At 38.8% G+C, this 20429-nt stretch carries 16 protein-coding genes; 3 read left to right on the top strand and 13 right to left on the bottom strand.

From position 1 onward, the window contains the following. Positions 1 to 57: 57 nt before the first annotated feature. Positions 58 to 687: a DapH/DapD/GlmU-related protein gene (locus tag H710_RS04870; protein ID WP_041849707.1), complete on the bottom strand. Its 630-nt coding sequence runs from the start codon at positions 685 to 687 to the stop codon at positions 58 to 60. Between the two features lie 235 nt (positions 688 to 922). On the opposite strand from H710_RS04870, the gene H710_RS04875 reads away from it, so the two are divergent. From H710_RS04875 to H710_RS04885, 3 genes are read left to right on the top strand one after another with little or no spacing between them, the layout of a single operon-like run. After that, the gene (locus H710_RS04875) at positions 923 to 1501 is read left to right on the top strand and encodes an SCO family protein (RefSeq protein WP_041849708.1); all 579 of its coding nucleotides are present in this window, start codon (positions 923 to 925) and stop codon (positions 1499 to 1501) included. Between the two features lie 26 nt (positions 1502 to 1527). Further along, positions 1528 to 2403 carry a 50S ribosomal protein L11 methyltransferase gene (locus tag H710_RS04880; protein ID WP_041849709.1) on the top strand — a complete coding sequence of 292 codons (876 nt, stop codon included), beginning with the start codon at positions 1528 to 1530 and terminating at the stop codon, positions 2401 to 2403. A gap of 17 nt (positions 2404 to 2420) precedes the next feature. Beyond that, positions 2421 to 4244 carry an aminopeptidase P family protein gene (locus H710_RS04885; RefSeq protein WP_041849710.1) on the top strand — a complete coding sequence of 608 codons (1824 nt, stop codon included), beginning with the start codon at positions 2421 to 2423 and terminating at the stop codon, positions 4242 to 4244. A 214-nt stretch (positions 4245 to 4458) separates the two neighbouring features. Here the strand turns inward: H710_RS04885 and ligA are convergent, their stop codons facing one another. From ligA to H710_RS04945, 12 genes are all read right to left on the bottom strand, one after another. Beyond that, positions 4459 to 6615, bottom strand: a complete 2157-nt coding sequence (gene ligA, locus H710_RS04890) for an NAD-dependent DNA ligase LigA (protein ID WP_041849711.1) — start codon at positions 6613 to 6615, stop codon at positions 4459 to 4461. Positions 6616 to 6729: 114 nt separating this feature from the next. Then, positions 6730 to 8397 carry a DNA repair protein RecN gene (gene recN, locus H710_RS04895; protein WP_041849712.1) on the bottom strand — a complete coding sequence of 556 codons (1668 nt, stop codon included), beginning with the start codon at positions 8395 to 8397 and terminating at the stop codon, positions 6730 to 6732. A 6-nt stretch (positions 8398 to 8403) separates the two neighbouring features. Further along, complete coding sequence (locus H710_RS04900) at positions 8404 to 9297, bottom strand: outer membrane protein assembly factor BamD (protein WP_041849713.1); 894 nt, start codon at positions 9295 to 9297, stop codon at positions 8404 to 8406. Between the two features lie 169 nt (positions 9298 to 9466). Next, a complete protein-coding gene (gene lpxC, locus H710_RS04905; RefSeq protein ID WP_196295857.1) occupies positions 9467 to 10330 on the bottom strand; it encodes a UDP-3-O-acyl-N-acetylglucosamine deacetylase in 864 nt (287 codons plus the stop codon). A 222-nt stretch (positions 10331 to 10552) separates the two neighbouring features. Continuing rightward, a complete protein-coding gene (gene ftsZ / locus H710_RS04910; RefSeq protein WP_041849715.1) occupies positions 10553 to 12331 on the bottom strand; it encodes a cell division protein FtsZ in 1779 nt (592 codons plus the stop codon). Between the two features lie 69 nt (positions 12332 to 12400). After that, positions 12401 to 13699 (bottom strand): cell division protein FtsA, encoded by a 1299-nt coding sequence (gene ftsA / locus H710_RS04915; protein ID WP_041849716.1) that lies wholly within the window; start codon positions 13697 to 13699, stop codon positions 12401 to 12403. Then, positions 13699 to 14625 carry a cell division protein FtsQ/DivIB gene (locus H710_RS04920; protein WP_196295855.1) on the bottom strand — a complete coding sequence of 309 codons (927 nt, stop codon included), beginning with the start codon at positions 14623 to 14625 and terminating at the stop codon, positions 13699 to 13701. Before H710_RS04920 ends, ftsA begins: the two co-directional genes overlap by 1 nt. Further along, positions 14592 to 15512 carry a D-alanine--D-alanine ligase gene (locus tag H710_RS04925; RefSeq protein ID WP_041849718.1) on the bottom strand — a complete coding sequence of 307 codons (921 nt, stop codon included), beginning with the start codon at positions 15510 to 15512 and terminating at the stop codon, positions 14592 to 14594. The genes H710_RS04920 and H710_RS04925 overlap by 34 nt, the downstream gene beginning before the upstream one ends. Positions 15513 to 15747: 235 nt before the next feature. Next, entirely contained in the window at positions 15748 to 16716 is a 969-nt protein-coding gene (murB, locus tag H710_RS04930) for a UDP-N-acetylmuramate dehydrogenase (protein WP_041849719.1), read from the bottom strand. Beyond that, the gene (gene murC / locus H710_RS04935; RefSeq protein WP_041849720.1) at positions 16694 to 18121 is read right to left on the bottom strand and encodes a UDP-N-acetylmuramate--L-alanine ligase; all 1428 of its coding nucleotides are present in this window, start codon (positions 18119 to 18121) and stop codon (positions 16694 to 16696) included. The genes murB and murC overlap by 23 nt, the downstream gene beginning before the upstream one ends. Next, positions 18105 to 19241: an undecaprenyldiphospho-muramoylpentapeptide beta-N-acetylglucosaminyltransferase gene (gene murG / locus H710_RS04940; RefSeq protein WP_041849721.1), complete on the bottom strand. Its 1137-nt coding sequence runs from the start codon at positions 19239 to 19241 to the stop codon at positions 18105 to 18107. The genes murC and murG overlap by 17 nt, the downstream gene beginning before the upstream one ends. Then, complete coding sequence (locus tag H710_RS04945) at positions 19231 to 20388, bottom strand: FtsW/RodA/SpoVE family cell cycle protein (RefSeq protein ID WP_196295858.1); 1158 nt, start codon at positions 20386 to 20388, stop codon at positions 19231 to 19233. Before H710_RS04945 ends, murG begins: the two co-directional genes overlap by 11 nt. Positions 20389 to 20429 lie beyond the last annotated feature (41 nt).

A 20429-nucleotide genomic window follows, 5' to 3' on the forward strand; every position in this document is an offset into this window, starting at 1 on the left:
ACACAATAAAAATCTTCTTTTTGGAGAAAAGTCTTTTTCTACTATTTCACTTTAATATTATTTCCATTTGTCAATAAAGGTTTTAATTGGCAAATTTTGCATATCAGATAATGCATTATAAATCTTACTCAGCGGCCAATCCCACCAGGTCATATTCAAAAGTTCCTGAATTACATCATCGGGAAAACGCATACGCAAAAGCTTTGCAGGAACACCAGCAACAATTGCATAAGGCATAACATCTTTCGTTACGACAGCGTTAGCACCAATGACGGCACCGTAACCAACTGTTACTCCAGGCATAATAACAGCACCATGTCCAATCCATACATCATGCCCAATAACCACATGCTTTGCACGACGCTTCACACGAAAGCCCTGATCCAAAGCCATATGGTAGAAATATTCATTAGGGCGATAAGTCATTTTATGCGTTGTCAGCCGTTCCATTGGATGCTCTAATGCATTTATACAGACATGAGACGCTATGGAGCAAAAACGCCCAATGTCACTATAAACAGCCTCACTATTACGTTCAAAATAAGAAAAATCACCAACGCTTACATCATGTAAAAGAACGCGCTCATTCACTTCTACATAACGCCCTAATTTACAGCCACGCAATCGCGCTGTTGTATGGATGCGAGGTTCACTATCACGGAATTGGAAATTCTGTTGAATATTCATTCACCTTAACCAACTGTACTTATCGAATGAACATGAAAAGTATATCAACTAAATTGACAAAATTGATTACAAACTATTCCCATATTCTCAATCATCAATCGTAATACACTATTGCATCGTATGATATGCTTTTATAATATTCATAATATCATATCTATTTTTCAACACTGAAACAAAGATTGCAAAACTAACCTGCCAATGTTATCATTTTTTAACCTTGCAAGGAAGTGAAGTCATGAAAAATGTGTTGTATATCCTAGGCCTAAGCGTCGTATTTTTAGCGGGTGTTTTTATTTATGATGCATTGAAAAATAAACCTTTAGGGGATAATTTTACACTCACTTCTTCCAATGAACAAATCGTTACTGAAGCCGATATTCGCAGTAGACCTGCCGTCCTTTTCTTTGGCTACACGACGTGCCCTGAAAGCTGCCCGACTACGCTTGCTGATCTTAGCCGGTGGCTCACAGCAATTGGCCCCAACGCTGATAAATTAGGCATATGGTTTGTTACAATTGATCCTGAACATGACACTCCGGAAATACTCCACGAATATCTAAGTAACTTTACTGATAAAGTCGTCGGGATCAGTGGAAATCCTGAAAAGGTTCATGCAATGGTAAATTCTTTTAATATTGTTTCTGAAAAAATCCCTGGAACAAATGATGATAACTATACCTACAATCATACATCTGCAATCTTTTTGCTTAAAAAAGGTGGAAAATTAGCTGGTATTATCCCTTATAATGCTGAAGAAGACGAATTAAAAGATGATATAGCGATTACACGGCTTAGGAAGCTTGCCTCAAACTAATTAAAAAAACTTCATAGAAAAATAATATGTCACAACAAATTCGCCTATATTGTGCTGCTTATAAAAAAGAAGCTGAGCAGTTTTATAATCTCATAGAAAATGCTTTTGATGAAGAAGGATATCCTCTTGTTCTTGCTGAAATAGACGAAGAAAAGGCTCTTTATGAACTTTCACTTTATGTTGATAAAAATAATCAAGACAATGTTCGTAAAGACTTTGCACGCATTCTATCTTTGGATCCAAGTAAAATTAATATAGAAATTTTACCTGACATTGATTGGGTAAAAAAGAGTTTTGAAGAGCTAAAACCCGTGCATGCAGGCCGTTTCTTCCTTCATGGACATCATGACCGAGATAAAATTCCTTCCAATGTTTTTTCCATTGAAATTGAAGCTGGTCAAGCCTTTGGTACAGGCCATCATGGAACAACATCTGGTTGTTTAGAAATGATTACCAAAGTCGTTCAAAATGAAAACCCACAAAATGCTCTTGATCTTGGTACTGGCAGTGGCGTATTAGCCATTGCTATTGCTATGCTCAAGCCTATTCCTGTACTTGCATCTGATATTGATCCAATTGCTATTCAAGTCGCACAACACAATATTAAACTTAATGGCGTAGAAAAACATGTCACAGCCGTTATAGCGTCAGGCTTTAACTATGATGATAAAGAGACTGTACCGTGTGTGCCTTTTGATCTCATTGTTGCCAATATCCTAGCGAACCCTCTCATTGAACTTGCAGAAGAAATGGTAAAGGCACTGCAAAAAAATGGATCTATTATCTTGTCTGGAATTCTCGAAGAACAACAAGACAATGTTTTACAAGCTTATGTACAGCAAGGCCTAAAACATATTGAAACATACCACCGCCAAGGGTGGGTTACTGTACATCTACAATAAAAGAAAAGAATGTCGTTGTGTATCAATCTTTTGAAGCCATAACAAATCCAGCCCACGCTGCAGAACGTATTTCTGCTCTTCGCATGCAGCTTGATCACTTTGGATTAGATGGCTTTCTGGTACCACGTACAGATGAACATCAAGGAGAACATATCCCCCTGCATGCTCAACGCCTTAGCTGGCTAACCGGCTTTACTGGATCAGCTGGCATAGCACTAATTTTAAAAAATAAAGCCATCATATTCACAGATGGGCGTTATACACTCCAAGTTCGCCAACAGACTGATCCTCATATTTTTGATTATGAAGATTTGACAACTTGCTCACTATCACAATGGCTTGAAAAAAATGGGCAAAAACTTTCTATCGGCTTTGATCCGTGGCTTCACACTATTTCTGCCACAGCAACGTTAAAAAAAGCATTAGAACAAGGAAATGGCAAACTTGTAGAAAGCAAAACAAATCTGATTGATCTCATTTGGCATAATCAACCATCCTTACCTCAATCTGCTTTATCGCTTCATCCTCTCGAATATGCAGGATGTAATACTCATGAGAAATTAGCACTAATTTGCAAAGATATACAGAAGGCCGGTGCGAATGCATTTATTTTCACAGATCCTGCCTCTATTGCATGGACATTTAACATACGTGGCAATGATATTTCCAACACACCTTTTACTCTTTGTTTTGCACTCATTCTCATTAAAGAAATGCCAATCCTATTTATTGATGACAAAAAACTTGGTGTGGAACAAAAAGAATATCTAAAACGCCATGCAAGATTATGTGAACCAGAAGAATTCATTCCAACAATCAAAGACCACGCTCAAGCAGGAACGATTTTTGCCTTAGATCCAATGCTTACTTGTGAAAAATTGCGTACCGTTATTGAGGAAAGAGGCAGTCCTTTCATTACACTTTCTGATCCTGCTTCCTTACCACGTGCTATTAAAAATAACACAGAGCTGAATGGAGCACGCAAAGCACATTTACGCGATGGCTTAGCACTTATCCGTTTTTTGTCTTGGTTAGATAAACAAATACCAGGAACAATCAGTGAAATTTCTGCTGCCCAAAAATTAGAAGAATTTCGCATAATAACAGCAAAAGAAATGGGTGTAAAACTTGAAGATCTTTCCTTTGATACCATTTCAGCAACAGGGAAACATGGCGCCATTATTCATTATCGTGTAACGACTGAGACAAATAAATTACTAAATGCTGGTGAACTTTATCTTGTTGATTCCGGCGGACAATATCGTGATGGCACAACAGATGTCACCCGTACAGTAGCTATCGGTCATGTTGGAGAAGAAGAAAAATGCTGTTTTACCCTTGTTCTCAAAGGTATGATTGCTCTTTCAACGGCACGCTTTCCAAAAGGAACACGCGGACAAGATATTGATGTTTTAGCACGTATTGAATTATGGAAAGCTGGTTTTGATTATGCACATGGGACTGGTCATGGAGTTGGTTCCTATCTTTCTGTTCATGAAGGACCACAAAATCTCTCATGTCGTGGCAGCCAAGAACTCATCCCTGGAATGATCGTCTCTAATGAACCTGGCTATTATCGTGAAGGGACTTTCGGTATCCGTATTGAAAATTTGATGATTGTAAAACCAGCACAAACAATTATTTCTGGCGATATAGACATGCTGTCGTTTGAAACACTGACAAATTGCCCTATTGATCGCCGGTTAATTTTACCAGAGCTTCTAACAATGCAGGAACGACAGTGGCTTAATGATTACCATACCCACATTTATCAAGTCAGTGCACCTTATCTAAATAAAGAAGATAGACAATGGCTGAAAGAAGCGACAATGCCTCTTTGATCAAATAAAATTTATATGCATTTCCTTTATTCAAAAAACACTTTTTTGAGAAACAGTTTTTAATTTCTTAAAATACGATAACTTCACAGCAATGAGAAATAAAAAGCTGATCTTAGAAAGAAAAATTAAAAAATTACCAGAATTTTTGGTGTACTCACATAGCCAATAGCGCTAATGTATAAGCGTATCATCAATATTATTTTGCAAAAAATCTTTAAATATGATGCTGATTGATTAACTGAAGCCAACTTTCTTCATCCAGAATTTCAATACCTAACTCTTTTGCTTTCGTTAATTTTGATCCGGCTCCCATCCCTGCAACCAAAAGATCAGTCTTTTTAGAAATGGAACCAGATGCTTTGGCTCCTAATCGTTCTGCTAACACTTTTGCTTCATCACGTGACATATGCACCAAAGTTCCTGTAAAAACAATCGTCTTTCCTGAAACAGGAGAATAATCTGCTACTGCGGCCTCCTCAGGAAGAGGTGTTACTTCTTGAAGCAAACTCGATAAAACATCACGATTATGAGTTTCCTGATAAAAATCAATAATCGCTTTACCAACACGAGCTCCAATCCCTTCGATACTCGTCAGTTCTACCCATTCCTCATTGCCTTCATTTTCCTTATTGCATGGCATTAGTGCTGTCATCGCTGCAGTCTCAAAAGCATTATAATTTTGATAGGCCCGTGCAAGACGCCGTGCATTGACTTCTCCAACATGACGAATGCCTAATGCAAATAAAAAGCGGTTTAAAGGAATTTTTCGGCGAGCATTAATAGCATCATAAAGTTTGCGAACAGAAAGAGTTCCAAAACCTTCCATATTTTCTAAGCGTGTTAAAGATTTTTCTTGGCGTTTTTGTAAAGTAAAAATATCAGCTGGTGAGTGAATACGTAGCGTCTCATCTTGAGCATGAAAAAAAAATGCTACCTGTTTTTCACCAAGCCCCTCAATATCAAAAGCATTACGTGAAATAAAATGACGAATACGTTCAATCGCTTGCGCTGGACAAATAAGCCCACCCGTACACCGGCGCACCGCTTCACCTACTTCACGAACAGCGTGACTCCCACAAGCAGGACAAAGAAAGGGGAAAATAAAAGGAGAGGCATCTTTTGGACGCTTTTCAATTATAACATCAATAATCTGAGGAATGACATCACCCGCACGCTGTACAATAACTGTATCACCTATACGTATATCACGCCCTTCGCGAATAGATTCACTTTTACTCCCAACCCCCTTAATATAATCTTCATTATGCAAGCTTGCATTAGTAACCACAACTCCACCTACCGTAATAGGTGCAAGACGCGCGACGGGCGTTAATGCTCCTGTTCGACCTATTTGAATATCAATATTTTCTAGAAGCGCCATTGCTTTTTCTGCTGGAAATTTATGTGCAATCGCCCACCGTGGTGAACGAGACACATTGCCTAAACGCGTTTGCAACAGCAAATCATTAACCTTGTACACAACCCCATCAATATCATAGTCTAAGTGTTGACGACATTCTTCGAGAAAATGATAATATGAAATAAGGTCTTCTAATGCCTTAAAAACCTTTGTTAATGGGTTGATAACAAAGCCATATTCTTTTAGCTTCTTTACCATCTCCATTTGGCTTTCAGCTGGCATTTTACTCACTTCACCCCAACCATAAGCAAAAAATTTAAGTTTTCTACGAGCAGTCATTCGCGTATCGAGTTGGCGCAAAGAACCTGCAGCAGCGTTTCTAGGATTAGCAAAAATCAACTTTCCTTTTTCTTGTTGATCCACATTAAGGTCTTGGAAATCACTGTGTTTCATATACACTTCACCACGAACCTCAAGAATATCAGGAAAATCACCTTGTAAAACCTGAGGAATATCAGGAAGTGTTCGTGCATTCACAGTGACATTTTCGCCTACATACCCATCACCACGGGTTGCTGCACACACAAGCTTTCCTTTTTCATAACGTAAAGACAAAGACAGACCATCAATTTTCGGTTCAGCTGTCATCTCCAATGTTTTTGTTACTGGAAGTCGTAAAAAACGACGAACACGCTCAACAAATTCATGAACATCCTCAGAACTAAACGCATTATCAAGGGATAACATCGCCTGTGCATGAACAGATTTTTCAAATCTTTCAGAAATCGGAGCACCAACTTTATATGAAGGAGAATCTGCTCGAACCAATTCAGGAAATAGAGTCTCAATTTCCATATTACGACGACGAAGAGCATCATACTGTGCATCAGAAATTTCAGGCTGATCATGATTGTTATAAAGCACATCGTGACGTGCAATTTCTTTTGCTAACCACTCTAACTCACGTTCTGCTTCGAGAGCAGTTAAATTTTTGATCGCATCCTTATCCATAAATTCTCTTCTAATCACGTACTATAATCAGTACAAATTTCCACTTTTTGAGCGACAAAAGTCTAAAAATATTGCTTACCTGTATCACTATCGATCATTTATCAATGATAATCATTACATCTGTGCTAAAAGCTTTTGTGCTGCTGCACGTGCCTCTTCCGTGATCTGTTCTCCTGCTAACATACGTGCAATTTCTTCTGCACGTTCATGCTTCTCCAATTTACGAATGTCCGTAACAAAATGCCTTCCATCACTCTCTTCAATTTTTGAAATAAGAAAATGACTATGTGCTTTAGAGGCTACCTGTGGTGCATGTGTAACAGCAAAAACCTGAACATCTTTTGATAAACGTAGTAACCGTTGGCCAATTGCGGCTGCAACAGCCCCACCTACCCCTGTGTCTATCTCATCAAAAATCAGTGTAGGTGCTGACCCGCAATCAACTAATACAACCTTTAATGCCAATAAAAAACGAGATAGCTCACCACCAGAAGCCACATTTAACATGGGCCCAGCTCGTGTTCCAGGATTTGTTTTCACCCAATATTCAACACGGTCTATACCATCTGCACTACGCTTTTCAGCATCACTTTGTATTTTAACAATAAATTCGGCCTTTTCCAATTTCAAAGCTGGTAACTCAATCATAACACTTTCAGATAAACGACGTGCGACTTCCTTGCGTTTTACAGAAAGATCTTGTGCTAATGTGTCATAATTTTTTTGTGCTTCCTGCACTTCCACTTCTAGATGCTCCAATGTGATCTGAGCAGTCTCAAAATCTGCAAGATCCGTATTCATTTTATCTCGTAACTGAGCTAATTCATCTACAGAAATATGGTATTTGCGCGCTAATCCCCGAAGTGCAAAAAGACGCTCTTCTATACGTTCTAATTCACTAATATCAAAATCCAATGCCTGCATTGCAGTTTCAATACCTTCTTGCGCTATTTCAAGTGCGCACAATGCATCATCAATGGATTTTACGATAGGTTCAATTAATACTTGCGCTTCATCAATTTTTCGCTCCAACCGTCTCATTAAATTTGATAAAACAGGAATTGGTGATTTTTGACCATTGAAGAAATCATTGGCTTCTTTTATATCTGCCGCTATTTTTTCTAATTTAAGCATATCTGAACGGCGTAAAGATAGCTCTTCTTCTTCACCAATTTTAAACTCAAGCTTATCAAGTTCCTCTATACTTGCACGAAGATAATCAGCCTCACGTGCAGCATTTTCCACTCTGACACGCTGTTGTTGCACACGTTGTTCCAACTCACGCCATATCTGATAACATTTACGTACATTGCTTACATCACCGTCAAGCTGGCCAAAAGAATCTAATAACTGACGATACGTGTTCGCATCAACAAGCGCACGATCATCATGTTGGCCATGAATTTCAACCAACATACGACCAACATTGCGCATTAAAGAAATGCTAACTACTTGATCATTAATAAAAGCACGACTACGACCATCATTTGATTGTACACGTCGTAAAATTATATCACCTTTATCATCAAAACCGTTTTCACGTATCAGCTGACGCACAGGATGTGAAACGGGAACATCAAAAACAGCTATCACCTGCCCTTGTACTGCACCATGACGCACAAGCGAAGCATCTCCACGCCCACCAAGAGATAAGGATAAAGAATCAAGTAAAATAGATTTTCCAGCCCCCGTTTCCCCAGTTAAAATCGATAAGCCCGCTGAAAAATTAACATCGAGCTTTTCGATTAAAACAATATCATAAATCGAAAGCTGCACCAGCATATGAAATCAATGCGCCTTATCTTTATCACCACTCAAAGCATGTGAGATCCAAGAAGATTTATGCTCTCGTGGCACCACATTATTCTTTTTTAACAAATCAATAGCAAATTTATACCAGCTACTTTTGGGATAATGACGCTCTAACATAACCGCAGCTGTTTGCGCTTCCTCAATTAAACCAAGAGAAAAACTCACTTCTGTGAACCGGAAAAGTGCCTCCTCAATTTGCTTTGTATCTGAATATTCTTCAATGACCGTACGGAACCTCCTACTGGCTGCTAAATACTGCTGACCTTTTTCATAATAACGACCAATTTGCATTTCTTGGCCAGCTAACTGCTCTCGACCAAAAAGTATTTTAGCTCTAGCATCCTTGACGTAACCAGATTCCGGATAGCGTTCTATGAGGAGTTGCATAGCAGCAATAGCACGCTTGGTATCTTGTTGATCACGCGTAACATCAGAGATCTGCTGGAAAGAAGAAAGACCAATCAGATAATAAGCATAAGCAGCATCACCTGCAGTCGGATAAAGAGTAATATAACGTTGTGCCATACTAATTGCATCATCATATTTAGCAAGCCGGTAATTTGTGGAAGCACTCATTATCAAAGATTTACGACCCCACTCAGTATAAGTATGTTGCTCTTCAATAACAGAAAATTTCTTCAATGCTTCATCAAATTTCCCTGAATTAAAATGAGAAAGAGCTTGAGCATACAATACATCCAGCGAATCGTTTTTTAAAACATGTACAGCTGGATCAAGGGCATTTTTATCTTTGAACCAACAGCCGGCCAATAAGAAAATTCCTCCTCCACAAACTCCAATTAAGATCTTACGCACAATGTTAGATTTCCTACGGACCATATTTCCAACATATACACTAGATTTCGTCATAATTTCCCTAGCCTCACGAAAATACTATCTTGTAATAAAAGCCATACATTAAAAAGCTTTATGTTACATCATATCAAAAGTCATTAGCGCATTTAGCGTTTTTAGATCAATTATCTTCTTTAAAATCAAATATACTAAAGAAAAATTTTTAAATTTTCTTTTATTCTACTTATAAAGTAATTTTCTCATAACATGATTCATCCGCCAAAACAGCTTTAACTAATTGCGAATTAAGCGCATGTCCACTACAGTATGAGCGAAATAACCCAATAAAAGGCGCTCCAAGTAAAGAAGTATCGCCAACTGCATCAAGCATTTTATGTCGAACAAACTCATCATCAAAATACGTACCTTCTGGATTAATGATTTGATTATCAAAACCAATGATAAGAGAATTTTCTAAAGAAGCACCTAATCCCTTTCCAGAAGCCCATAATTTTTCTACATCTTTAACAAAACCAAAAGTACGTGCACGTGATAAGTCATTTAAAAACCCTTGTGAGCTGAGATCAAAATTAAGCTGTTGTTTACCAATAGCAGGTGAAGAAAAATCAATCATAACGTCAAAACAACATCCATCAAACGGTAAAAACTCTGCAAAACCACTCTCTGTTTCAACCCGCACTGACTTTTTTATGATAAAATAAGAACGCAATGCTGGCTGCTGCACAATACCAACTTGTTCAAAAGCTTGACAATACTGCCATGAGGCTCCATCTAAAATCGGCATCTCACTGCTCGATACCTTAATAACAAGGTTATCTAAACTATAGGCAGCAATAGCTGCCATCACATGTTCAATAGTCTCAACTCTTACATCCCCAGACCTAAGGGTTGTTGATAATTCAGTTTCTCCTATCTGCAGTGCATGTGCTCGCAATATTTGTTCACTTTTACCTATTCCACAACGCTTAAAAATAACACCATCATCGACATCAGCGGGATAAATCCTAACCACAGATACATTGCCACTATGAACACCATATCCTTCAAATGTTACTGCATTTTTCAAAGTTGATTGATATTTTTTCATCACTGTATCACATCACTTCATAGAGCTTTTACAGTTTTTGAAGATTTGAATAAAATCTCTAAAAACTATCTTCAATAATAAATATAAACCCGTTTATTATAAACGGGTTTACAATAAGGATTAAAAGCCCTTATAAAAGCTCAATATGTCTTTTAAGAACAAAAAATCTTTGCTTCATTATAAAAAATACAAAAATCTTCTCTCTTTCAACTTTTTTATTCATTAATTCGCTTGGCGACGCAAAAATGCTGGTATTTCCAATTGATCTTCTTCACTGACAAAAGTACGCTGGTCTTGTAGCGCATGTGACTGCGACTTTATAGAACGGTGTGGAGCATAAACAGAAGAATCCTGAGAAAACACTTTTTGCATGTTTTTATTGAAAACGTGAGACTCTTCATTCTGGAGAGGTTTCACAGCAGGCTCTAATCGAGCTTCTGGCTCAATTTCTTCACGGTATGTTAAGCTTTGCTTTAAACGCTGCCAAAGACTGCGTGGTCCTTGTTCTAAACCAGAAGAATGTATCCCCTGACCATGAGTAAAGGGAGGAAAGTCTTTCAACTCAGGTACACGCGTTGGCACTACATAAGGCTGAACCTGGACTTTTTTTTCCTCACTTTGCTCTACAATATTAGTCATTTCACTAAGAATATGCGTCGTTGCTTCCATACTCACTGCTGCTGCCGTAGACTGCTGAGAAACACTGTTAACCTGCATACGTGGTGCATTTGATATCTTCCCATAAATATCACTTTGTCCATGTCCAAAAGGATAAGTAGCAGCACCCCTACTTGAGGCAGCAGTTGTATTTATAGGTTTAGAAAAAATTTGGCTCTTTGGAGAAAACATCTCTTCAACTGGCTGACTCTGGCTCACTTCAACTTCAAGAGATTCAATTGTCTCAACCATTGATTCAGGACGCAATTGTGATGACTGAGGATGAGAAACTGTCTGATTGATTCCAGAGTCATTTTTACGAACTGAAGATACGGACTTCTGAAATTTAGAATGAGAAGGCTGAGCTACATCACTAGCCAAACGATCAATACCTGTTGCAACAACCGATACACGAATAACACCCTCAAGCGACTCATCATCAATAGCACCAAAGATAACATTCGCATCAGCATCAACTTCTTCGCGAATACGATTAGCAGCTTCATCTACTTCAAATAAAGTCATATCACGGCCACCAGTAATGGAAATCAAAAGACCACGAGCTCCACACATAGAGGTTTCATCTAATAGAGGATTTGCAATAGCAGCTTCAGCAGCAGCTAAAGCACGCCCTTCACCAGATGCCTCACCAGTGCCCATCATTGCACGACCCATTTCATGCATAACAGAACGAACATCAGCAAAATCTAGATTAATTAAACCCTCTTTAATCATCAAATCTGTAATAGAAGCAACCCCAGAATAAAGAACCTGATCAGCCATAGCAAAAGCATCAGCAAATGTTGTCTTTTCATTCGCAATGCGAAATAAATTCTGGTTAGGAATAACAATCAATGTATCAACGGATTTTTGTAATTCCTCTATACCTACCTCTGCTGTCTTCATGCGACGCGCACCTTCAAACTGAAAAGGCTTTGTCACAACGCCGACGGTCAAAATACCTTTTTCACGTGCTGCACGAGCAACAACAGGCGCTGCTCCCGTTCCTGTCCCTCCTCCCATACCTGCTGTAATAAAAACCATATGAGAATCTGCAATGTGATCAATAATTTCATCAATACATTCATCTGCAGCAGCTTGCCCAACTTCTGGTAAAGCACCAGCTCCTAATCCCTCTGTCACTGCCGCACCAAGCTGGATCACACGTTCAGCTTTTGACATAGCTAAAGCCTGTGCATCCGTATTAGCAACAACAAAATCAACACCTTGAAGACCCGCATTAATCATATTATTTACAGCATTTCCACCACCACCCCCAACGCCAAAAACGGTAATGCGCGGCTTTAATTCAGCAATATCTGGCCGGTGCAGATTAATTGTCATTTTCTTTTCCTTCCTATACAACACCGCAATCCAAAGCGATGGAAATTAATATTTCTAAAACAAATTTACTCAAAAAGTCTTACATAACCACTGACCAACACGCTGAAAATACTTACCTCTCCCTGTCGATAAATATTTAACTGCAGTTTGAACTGTCTTTTTCTCAAAACCCACCAACTGAGGATAAATTAATAATCCAACAGCAGATGAAAATGTCGCCCCTTTTGCAAAGGAAGGAAGCCTAGAAATACCTAAAGGCCGTCCTATACGAACATTTCTTCCCAATATATTACGTGCCATCTCTGGCAATCCTGTTAACTGACTTGCTCCCCCAGTCAAAATAACACGTTTACCGATGATGTGCCCAAAACCAGAACGGTTCAAACGATCACGCATCATCTCCAATATTTCTTCAACACGTGCACGAATAATACGACCAAGAACAGCACGTGGATACTCAGTTTCATGATGTCCATTGCCAATTTCTAATACATTAATCATACGGCGATCATCGGCACTTACTAAAAACGTTGAACCATATACAATTTTTAAACGCTCTGCTTCTTCAATAGACATAGAAAAACCACGCGCAACATCAAGAGTCACGTGATGTCCTCCAATTGGAAGAACATCCGCATGAACGAATTTTCCTTCAGAAAACACTGAAAGTGTTGTCGTTCCACCACCCAGATCAATACATGCAGCTCCTAAACGCGCCTCATCATTAATTAAGACCGAAAGACCACTAGCAAAAGGTGTTGCTACCATTGCTTCAACGCTCAAATGAGCACGGTTAATACAAGTTTCTAAATTACGCAAAGGTGCTGTTTCTGCTGTTACAACATGTACATTCACACCGAGTGTTTCTCCTATCATCCCAATAGGATCAACAATCCCTTTATTACCATCTAATGCGTAAAAAGCTGGAACTGTATGCACAATATGATGTTCAGCTTCAAAAGCTTTGCGAGAAACATCTGCTAATGCCATACGTACATCGTATGGAGTCACTTCACGCCCATCTAAACACACTGTACCATTGATAAAGCTACTTTTTAAACGACTTGAGGAAAAATTCACAATCACTGAATCCACTACTAAACCAGCCATCTTTTCTGCTGCATCAACAGCTAAACGTATTGATTGCTCTGCTGCAACCATATCCATTATGATACCAGATTTAATGCCACGTGAACGCTGCATACCAAAACCTAGAATTTCTATAGAATGCGTACGACCATGCAAATGCCGTACATGTTCTAAAGGACGCAAACAGGCAATAAGACAAACGATCTTACTTGAACCTACATCAAGAACTGTTAGAAAACGCGTTTTGCGCCATCCTCCATGATGTGAGTTAAGAAACATTATACACTCCCTGCTTTCAGCATCTTCAAAAGCCGCTCTTCTTCTAATACAACAGCACGACGACGTGTTAATGCTTGATCCGATAAAGAAACTGTTATTCGATCAGAAAGACGCAAATCAATATTTAAAACATCACGCGAAAAAAGATCCTTTGCTACCCCCTGTTCAATAAAAGAAGCAAGCCTTTCAATAGCACCATTTTCAGGCAACATAATACGCACCCCATTCGCCAAAAAAAGATCCCAACGTCGATCACCTACACGCACATAAGCACGAATACGATTTTGTAGTTGCGGATACACTGAAAGCGCTTGAATAAATAATTTGGCTGTCTTATGCGCACCCTGGCCAACTACAAATGACAAATTCTGAACGAGATCTGCTTGAAATGGTGCAATCACATACCCCGTATCATCAATAATATTTATTTCGCCATTATGCTGCCAAACCGCATAGGGTTCGCGCTCTACTAATGAAATACGTAATCGATTAGGATAAATCTTTTGAACATCAGCTAATCGTACCCAAGGCTGCTGTTCCAAAATAAAACGGGCTCTATCAATATCAAAACTAATCATTGATGGATATTCATCAAGCCCCAAAATTTTTAAAATATCCTGTTCCATCATATGCTTATTGCCACTCATATCAACATGAGTAACTAAAAAGCCAGAATTTGATACTGCGACTTTCATGAAATGGTTCATATAACCACCAGATGAAATGCTATAAAGTATAGAAAGAAAGAAAAAAGACAAAACAGCAAAAGAACCTGCATGACGAGGGACATCAATACCAGCAACACACTTAAATAAAAACCAGAATACGCGACGGTAAAGACGTTGCAAAACCGTCACTGATAATATTCTCAGAAAACCTGTTTTTTCAACATTCAGCGCATACACGATGCGTCCTCCACTATCCATTTAACAATATCGCCATAAGTACGACCACTCGCTTTTGCAATATCAGGAACAAGAGAAGTCGATGTCATACCCGGCTGCGTATTAATTTCAAGCCAAATTAATTCCCCTGTCTCTTCATTAAAACGAAAATCAGAACGACTAACACCCCGACAACCAATAGCTTGATGTGCCGCCAAAGACATTCTTTGCACATTTTGGTAAATATTTGGTGAAAGTTTTGCAGGACAAATGTGAAAAGAAGCACCAGATTTATATTTTGAGTTATAATCATAGAACTGGAAACACTCTTTGGGTACAATTTCACAAACATCCAAGACTTCATCCCCTAAAACAGCGCAGGTAAGTTCACGCCCTGGAATATATTTTTCAATCATTATCTCGTCATCATAAACCCACCCATTACTCATAATGTCATGAAGTGGAATAGTCTCATCACTCCCCACAATCATGACACCAAAACTTGATCCTTCACGTACAGGTTTAATTACATAAGGGGGCTTCATAGGGTGTTCTTCTCCCAAACTAAAGCGGCTCATCACACAAGAAGGAGCAACAGAAACACCCGCACTGGCAGCAATAATTTTTGCACGTCCTTTATCCATTGCCAAGGCTGATGCCATCACTCCAGAATGCGTATAAGGAATTTTTAAATATTCAAGGATACCTTGAATACAACCATCCTCACCAAACGGCCCATGCAATGCATTAAAAACAGTAGTTGGCCGCAATTCCTTAAGAATAGAAACAATACGATCATCGACATCTACACGAACGACATTACACCCCTGTGCTTCCAAAATATCTGCACAAGCAGTACCTGAAGATAAACTAACAAACCGCTCAGATGACCACCCTCCCATCAAAACGGCTACATGCTTATCTCTCATGAGACTTATCCTTCTTTAGATACTATATATATACCCTGCAAAACAACCAATCACTATATATTAGAAAAAACTAGATTTATCATTTTGAATCAACAATCTAGCGATTTCTCTAATGAATCAGAATCTGGAGAATGAAGCAAGAACTTTTCTATTAATTTATTGATTCTTTATAGAAAATTCTGCTTATCTTTTTGAAATGACTCAATTTTTTAATGATGTGAATAAATCAATGAAATTAATCAAAGGGAAGAACAATACGATCTTGCTCAAATTGACCAATACGTCGTATTTCCCACTCTAAATGATGGGCTGAATGATTGAAAACACGAGCACGCACTGTTTCACCCAATTTTTCAAGATCATAACCTGTAGCTTCACCCATATTAATCATAAAATTACAATGCATTTTGCTCATCTGAGCACCACCTATTTGCAAACCACGGCACCCTGCTTCATCAATAACCTTCCATGCAGAAATATCTTCAAGATTGCGAAAAGTTGATCCACCTGTTTTTTCACGAATGGGTTGCACTGTTTCTCGATGAAGAGAAACTTCATGCATAGCGGCACGAATATCGTCTTTGTTCCCTACCTCTCCCTCCAGCAAAACAGCAGTAAAAACAAGATCTTCAGGAATATTACAATGACGATAAGCATAATTCATATCTCTCAAATTTAAGATATGACGCTTTCCTTTACGATCAAGTGCATAAACCTCAACAACACGCTCAGCCGTCTCAACACCATTAGCTCCAGCATTCATTTTCAACGCTCCCCCCAAGCTACCTGGAATCCCATGATAAAAGTGAAAACCAGAAAGCTCTGCTTTTAAAGCTGCTGATGCCAAATGCTTATCCGCTGTAGCAGCACCAACCAAAAACCGTGTTGAAGAAACCTGTTTTATTTGCCCAAAACTTTTTGTTGAAAGACGAATAACAACACCAGGAATTCCCCCATCACGCACAAGAAGATTAGAACCTATCCCTACAATTGTTACAGGAACGGATTCAGGTAACACTTTAAAAAATAAAGCTAAATCAGCTTCATCAGCAGGCTGATAAAAAAGCTCAGCCAACCCACCTGTGCGAAACCACGTTACCTTGCGCATTTCGACATTGGGCGTTATTTTTCCCCTTATATCACTTAATACAGGCTGCAACCAGGCTAACAGTTTTTCACCATCAATTGGCTGAAAATTTATCATTGTTATCAAGCTCCGCTAACCGCTTAGGCAATGCATAAGCCCATTGTGTAATACTACCAGCACCAAGAAAAACTACATAATCACCAGACTTAGCGATTGTAGATACAATCGAAACAACATGTTCCAGATCGTCAATCAAACGTACATCACGGTGGCTTGCCATTTGTATGTGCTCTACAAGTTCTTTAGAACCAAAACCAGTGATAGGCTCTTCACCTGCTGCATACACCGGTGCAATCATGACTGTATCAGCATCATTAAAACACGTAGCAAAATCATCAAATAAATTGCACAAACGCGAATAACGATGCGGTTGAGCAATTGCAATTACCTGCCCATTTGTGCTCTCACGAGCTGCACGTAAAACAGCTTTGATTTCAACGGGATGATGCCCATAGTCATCAAATACATCAATACCACGCCAACTTCCTGTTTGGGTGAAACGCCGCTTTACCCCTCCAAATTCTGCTAATCCTTTTCTAATAACTTCATCTGAAATTCCAAGCTCATGAGCAATCGCAATCGCTGCAGTAGCATTAGAGACATTATGCTTTCCAGACATTGGCAAAACCAAATCTCTCAATTCAGTTTGTATACCTGTCTTTCGTGATCGAATAAGAACATCAAAATGTGCTTTTTTATTTTTCATTGAAAAATTTAAAAAACGAACATCTGCTTGTGGATTTGCACCATACGTGATTACCCAACGATCATCAATCCGACTAGCTAACGTCTGAACCTCTGGATGATCAAGGCACACAACAGCAAAACCATAAAAAGGCACATTTTCTAAAAATTGTCGAAAAGATTCACGCATAGCATCAAAACTCCCATAATGGTCTAAATGCTCAGAATCTATATTCGTCACCACAACAATGTCAGCAGGCAATTTTAAAAATGTACCATCACTCTCATCAGCTTCAACCACCATCCAATTACCGTTCCCCATACGTGCATTGGTTCCATAAGCATTGATAATACCGCCATTAATCACCATCGGATCAAAATTACCAGCATCAAGAAGTGCAGCTACCATTGACGTAGTGGTTGTTTTGCCATGTGTACCACCAATAGCAATTGCCTGGCGAAAACGCATCAATTCAGCAAGCATTTCCGCACGCTTAACAACTGGTAAATGCTTTTCCTTGGCAGCTATATATTCAGGATTTGTTTTTTTAATCGCAGTGGAAATAACAACAACTTCTGCTTCTCTTAGATTTTCAGCCTGATGACCTATATGAACGCTGACCCCTTTACTTCGTAAACGCTCAATATTTGTATTGTTAGCTTGATCAGATCCTTGAACTTTATAACCAAGGTTATGCAAAACCTCAGCAATTCCGCTCATACCAATACCACCAATGCCTACAAAATGAATAAGGCCGATATTAAGTGGTATTTTCATCAAAAAACTCCCTTTTTATGTCTGATAATGATCTTCCTACAATTAACGCTTCAGCCATATCTGCAAGAATTTTTGTTGCTTGAGGTTTTCCAACTTTTTTCGCAGCAAGCGCTCGTTGTTCCAATGCATATGGTTCATAACAAACTTTTGTTAAAAGAGAGGAAAGCATCTGTGCATTTAAATCTTTTTCTAACATAATTTGTGCTCCACCTCTTGCAGCAAATACCGCCGCATTTTCAGCTTGATCATGATCGAGAGCATGCGGATACGGAATAAGTAAAGCTGGCCGACCAATGATAGCTATTTCACAAACTGTTGAAGCACCAGCACGCGACATAATAAAATGAGATCGAGCAATATGCTCAGCCATATTATCAAAAAAAGGGGCAACTTCTGCCTGTATTCCTATTGCTTGATAAGTTTTCATCAAATCCATCTCTTCACTGCGAACTTGCTGAACAATATACAAACGCTGACGTATATCATGATCAAGCAACTTAACAGCTTCAGGAACAATACGTGAAAAAGTGGAAGCCCCTTGACTACCGCCAAATACCAGGAAATAAAATGACTTTGTACCAGTAGAAACACAATAAGGAATTTCTGCTGCTTTAAGAATAGCTTCACGAACAGGATTACCTATAACAAACGTTTTATGAGCATGTATTTTGTTGTTGAGCAACAAACCACTTGTTATTGCATTCACTCGAGCTGCTAACATCCTATTAGCACGCCCCATAACAGCATTTTGTTCATGAATAAATGTTACATGCCCAGTTAAAGCAGCAATCCAAACTGGAGGAATAGTGGGATAGCCACCAAATCCACCGACAAGAACAGGACGCAATTTACGAAAAAGCACCCATGACTGAACCATTCCTCTCAGCAAAAGCCAAAATGTTTTTATAAGTGCAAAAGGGTGACGTCGCACCAATGTTGCTGATGAAATTATATGGACATGCTTTTCATCAAAATGGCGTACAAAACGCTTAGCTCTTTCATCTGTTGCTAAATGCACATCATATCCGCGCTGCCTTAACTCAACAGCAAGCGCCTCTGCAGGAAAAAGGTGCCCACCTGTACCACCAGCAACTAAAACAATAACTTTTTTATTTGTCATGAATAACATCCGAAACGGTAGATGGAACAAAGACTGAAAATCGTGCTTCTGGCCAGCGGCGTGTTAAACTTAGCAAAATACCCATCGAAATAGCAATCGCCAACATAGATGAGCCACCATAAGAAATAAATGGCAATGTCATACCCTTTGGAGGTATTAAATGCAAATTAACTGCCATATTAATTGCTGCTTGCAAACCAATTACCATTGATACACCAGTAATACCCAAACATGTAAATGAGTCACGCGTATTTAATGCTACATAAAGTGAGCGTATGATGATAAAACCAAAAATTACCATAATCAATAAACAAAAAATAATGCCATATTCCTCGGCTGCCACAGAGAAAACAAAATCTGTATGACCATCAGGAAGAATACGTTTAATCGTACCTTCACCTGGCCCTTGGCCAAACCATCCGCCATTCAAAATGGCTTCACGCCCCATATCAACCTGAAATGTATCACCTTCACCTGTCAAAAAACCATCGATGCGCTCACGCACATGGTGAATAAAAAAATAGGCTAGAAAACCTCCCAAAATACCTAAAGCAAGCAATAGAAAAACAATAATAAGAGGTAAACCCGCAACAAAAAACAAACCACCCCATGCGGCACTAATTAAAAGTGTTTGACCAATATCAGGTTGTAAAATAAGAAGGATACAACAAACGGTATAAAGTGTAACGGCTAACGTATAATGAGGAATACCACGACGTTGTACCTGATCTGAAAAAAGCCAAGCAGACATAACAATAAAAGCCGGCTTCATAAATTCTGAAGCTTGTACAGAAACACCAAACACGGAAATCCAACGTCGTGCTCCTTTGACTTCAATACCAAACAATAAAGTTGTAACCATAAGAATAAGCGTTACAACTAACAAAAGAGCACATAGACGGCAAATATTGCGAGGCGAAAAAAAAGAAATAGTTATCATGGTAAAAAACGCGGGAATGCAAAAAATGATATGCCAACGCACAAAATAAAAGCTATCACTAATCCCTATTCTCTTTGCAACAGCAGGGCTAGCTGCAAAAGACAACATGATACCAATTCCCATTAAGATTAAACAAGCAGAAAGGATAGAGCGATCAATTGTCCACCACCAATTCGTGATTGGATCTCGATTTGCGCGAGTAAACATCATTGCACTTTATCCTTTTCACAATTCTATTTACAGAGGTA

It is taken from the genome of Bartonella bacilliformis Ver097, from assembly GCF_000709795.1.
Taxonomy (GTDB): Bacteria; Pseudomonadota; Alphaproteobacteria; order Rhizobiales; family Rhizobiaceae; genus Bartonella; species Bartonella bacilliformis_A.